5 protein-coding genes and 1 tRNA gene are annotated in these 3,032 nt (G+C 66.3%); 3 read left to right on the forward strand and 3 right to left on the reverse strand.

Annotation, left to right across the window (positions count from 1 at the left end):
• Positions 1-878: tyrosine-type recombinase/integrase (locus EPD65_RS16070; protein ID WP_279387587.1), on the reverse strand; the 878-nt coding region annotated here is incomplete at its 3' end.
• A gap of 292 nt (positions 879-1,170) precedes the next feature.
• Here EPD65_RS16070 and EPD65_RS16075 point away from each other — a divergent pair.
• Positions 1,171-1,244 (forward strand) — tRNA-Ile (locus tag EPD65_RS16075).
• Here EPD65_RS16075 and EPD65_RS16080 read toward each other — a convergent pair.
• Both EPD65_RS16080 and EPD65_RS16085 read right to left on the reverse strand, forming a co-directional pair.
• On the reverse strand, positions 1,245-1,658 hold the full coding sequence (locus EPD65_RS16080; protein ID WP_131583138.1) for a hypothetical protein: 414 nt from the start codon (positions 1,656-1,658) through the stop codon (positions 1,245-1,247).
• An 88-nt stretch (positions 1,659-1,746) separates the two neighbouring features.
• The gene (locus EPD65_RS16085; protein ID WP_131583136.1) at positions 1,747-1,995 is read right to left on the reverse strand and encodes a DUF3263 domain-containing protein; all 249 of its coding nucleotides are present in this window, start codon (positions 1,993-1,995) and stop codon (positions 1,747-1,749) included.
• A gap of 100 nt (positions 1,996-2,095) precedes the next feature.
• Here EPD65_RS16085 and EPD65_RS16090 point away from each other — a divergent pair, with 100 nt between their 5' ends.
• Together EPD65_RS16090 and EPD65_RS16095 are read left to right on the forward strand one after the other, a co-directional pair.
• Positions 2,096-2,308 (forward strand): type II toxin-antitoxin system HicA family toxin, encoded by a 213-nt coding sequence (locus tag EPD65_RS16090; RefSeq protein ID WP_131583134.1) that lies wholly within the window; start codon positions 2,096-2,098, stop codon positions 2,306-2,308.
• Positions 2,305-2,898, forward strand: coding sequence for a hypothetical protein (locus EPD65_RS16095; RefSeq protein ID WP_131584309.1), 594 nt, complete (start codon positions 2,305-2,307; stop codon positions 2,896-2,898). Before EPD65_RS16090 ends, EPD65_RS16095 begins: the two co-directional genes overlap by 4 nt.
• The last annotated feature ends 134 nt before the right edge of the window (positions 2,899-3,032 follow it).

The following is a 3,032-nucleotide window of genomic DNA, read 5'->3' on the forward strand; positions in this document are numbered from 1 at the left end:
CCGAGCGCGAGGTCGCGGCGTGAGCCCTTGGTCTTGAGGTCGCCGAGAATCAGGCCCTTGCCCTTGCGGCGCTGCAGGCCGACGCGGACACGGAGGACGTTGTCCTCGAGGTCGACGTCTTCCCAGCGGAGGCCGAGCGCCTCGCCCTGGCGGAGGCCGAGCGCGAGAGCGATCACCCAGCGGGCCTCGAGCCGCTCGCCTTCGGCAGCGGCGAGCACGCTGCGGACCTCCTCGACCGTGAAGACGTCCATCTCCTTGTCCTTCGCGGTCGGCGCGTCCATGGAGTTGGTGTCGGCGGGGTTGGCCCGGAGGCGCTTGCGCTGGACCGCGACCTTGAGTGCTCGCGACAGGATCCGATGGGTCTGCAAGACCGTCTTGTCGGACAGGGGAGTGGCGGCTTCGAGGGTGGGGTTGCCCTTCGTGCGGAGGTGGTCCCACGCGGCTTCGATGTGCTCCTGCGTCAGGCGGTCGAGTCGGTGGTGGCCGAGCAGCGGCACGATGTACTGCCGGACCTTGCAGTTGTAGGAGTTGTCGATCGTCTGGGCTGCGACCTTGCGGGGAGCGATCTGGGTGAGCCAGTAGGTCATCCACTTCTCGACGGTGATCGGCTTCCCGACGGCGGGGAGTTGCTGGTCGGCGAACTCCTGCTGCTTCTCGCGGAGGCGTGCAGCGGCGCCGGCGCGCGTGGATGCCTGGACCTTGCGGCGGACGGGCTTGCCGTCGATGTAGCCGAGGACGACGGCGCCGACCCAGGGGCACTTGCACTTGGGGTTGCCGCGCGCGTCGAGAGGGCGGGCGCAGTCGGCGCGGTGCTTGGGGTAGAGGGATCCCTCGCCGTCACTGCGCTTCTTGCGTGAGTCCTTGGTAGCGCCCGCCATGCCGCTGCTCCCTTGTGATCGGTGCGGCGCAGGAGGTGCGTCGCTGTGCGTGATCCTACCTAGGACTACCGACAAGAGGGGAGCAACGAGAGGGGCAACGTTGCTCCCTCGCTATGCAGCGATGTGCAGCACGCACAGAGATTTCACGCTCACGCGCAGCGCCACGCAGTCCCTTGCAAGGCCGTGCGTAGGACTCATAATCCTTGGACTCACCTGCCCTGACCTGCGTGGACGTCCCGTCAGGGAGCAACTGGGGAGCAACACGCCTTCGCGGTAGGCTCCGACACTCCACGGGCCAGTAGCTCAGCCGGTTAGAGCAGACGACTCATAATCGTCCACGCGTGGGTTCAAGTCCCACCTGGCCTACTACTCGGAGAATCGCGCACGAATGCCCTCGCGCCGCTTCTCGGCGGCGTCGAGGTACTCGGTGAATGCCGTCTCGTCCGTGATCGGGACGTAGCAACGGAGGCTCGAGCCGCCCAGGTGCCGGCCGTCCTCCTTTGGGTCGCTTCCCCACAGGCTCACCAGCTCTGCTGCCTCCTTGGCCAGGCTGTAGGTCGGCATCATCCACTCTCCGAGGGGGCCGGCGAACCAGTCGCGCTGCGTGTTGAACACGAGCTTCGAACTCATGTCGTCCCACTCGTCCCACTGGATCTGGTCGAGCGGCGTCGTGGTCGGCAGGCTCTCGTCGTAGTAGAGGCCGTCCCAGGCAAGGCACTCGCCGGTGGCTCCTTCAACGACCCCGAAGCCGTAGCCGTCCCCCTGTGCGAAAACGATCACTGCGAAACGGTGACTGGCTTCGCGGTCGAGCCTCTTGTGGAGTGACGGGACAGCCGGGTGAGTGAAGTGCGCAACCATGGGGACGACACTACCGAGCGGGTGAGACCTCGCCCACTGTGCGCGCTCCACGTCTGGCATCGCGGAGTCGGTTGAGTCGACGGACCGTCTGTGGGTAGGTGGCAAGGGCCTCGGGCTGCCTGATGAGCGCATCGAGCCGCTGGTAGTAGCGCGTGATGCTCTCGCCGAACTGCTCCCGAATTGCCTCAGCCTTCGCGCCGGCGAACCGCCAGTGACGCTCCTCGAAGCGGAGGGTCATGTGGTCGAGGACGGTGAGCATGGGGATAGTGGATCAGGGGCTGCCGACAGAACTTCGGAATCCTTCCGAAAAACGTCTAGGGTGGCTTGACTTGAAAGTAAAGGCACCCTAGACTAATCTCATGATCAAGCCCACGAAGCGAGCCGAACTGGTCAAGGCGCTCCTCGCGAACGGATGCACCCGCCTTCGCGACCGCGGCGACCACGAAGTCTTCGCCTGCCCCTGCGGCAAGCACATGGGCCCGGTCCCGAGGCACCGCGAGATCACCGCCGGAGTGTGCCGCAGCCTCATCAAGCAACTCTCGTGTCTCCCGGAAGGATGGATGCCCCAGTGAACGCCTACACCGCCACCGCCGAGCGCGAAGGCAACTGGTGGGTCCTCGACGTCGATGGCGTCGGGGTCACCCAGTGCGCCCGCCTCACCGAAGCTCGCGCCCAGATCCGCGGTCTCATCGAAGCCGTCGAGGACCGCGACGTCCCCGAGGACACCCACATCGACGTCCGCCTCATCGGCCCTGTCGACGCCGCACTCGACGAGGCACGCCAGGCCGCCTCGGTCGCAGAGACCTTCCGCGACCTAGCCGCCGCGAAGATGCGCCACGTCGCATGGCGACTCGTTAACGAGCTCGGTCTCAAGCAGGCAGAGGCCGCGGTTGTCCTCGACGTCTCCAAGCAGCGCATGACCCAGCTGCTCGCGGACTACACGAAGATCGAGTCGCCTCTCAACTCGATGATCGACACCCCAGTGCACGAAGCAATCCAGGTCATGTACGTCACCGGCGGCGAGAAGCGCGACCTCCTCTTCAAGCAGCAGGTGACCGGCCACCTGTTCCGCACCGTCTACTACGCCGAGTCCGACTCGTTGACCGTCGACGCACTCGACGCGATCGCGTTCTCGCCCGACGAGCACGCCCACACTGTCTAGGGCTCGCCGAAACGGCCCGGTTGGTGCAAGGTCGGCGCCGACGGCGGCCAATGGCTGGATCGCTCGAGGACGGCGTCGCGTTCCGCTCGGCCAGCGTCCGCGTCGGTGCCGCCAACCTTGACCAGCAGAGCCGC

The sequence above is a fragment of the Nocardioides jejuensis genome (assembly GCF_004337475.1).
GTDB classification, from domain to species: Bacteria; Actinomycetota; Actinomycetes; order Propionibacteriales; family Nocardioidaceae; genus Nocardioides; species Nocardioides jejuensis.

What these genes read in the sequence shown, in the direction of transcription:
- EPD65_RS16085 (WP_131583136.1), bottom strand. Translation starts at nt 1,995, where the DNA reads ATGCTCACCGTCCTCGACCACATGACCCTCCGCTTCGAGGAGCGTCAC.
- EPD65_RS16090 (WP_131583134.1), top strand. Translation starts at nt 2,096, where the DNA reads ATGATCAAGCCCACGAAGCGAGCCGAACTGGTCAAGGCGCTCCTCGCG.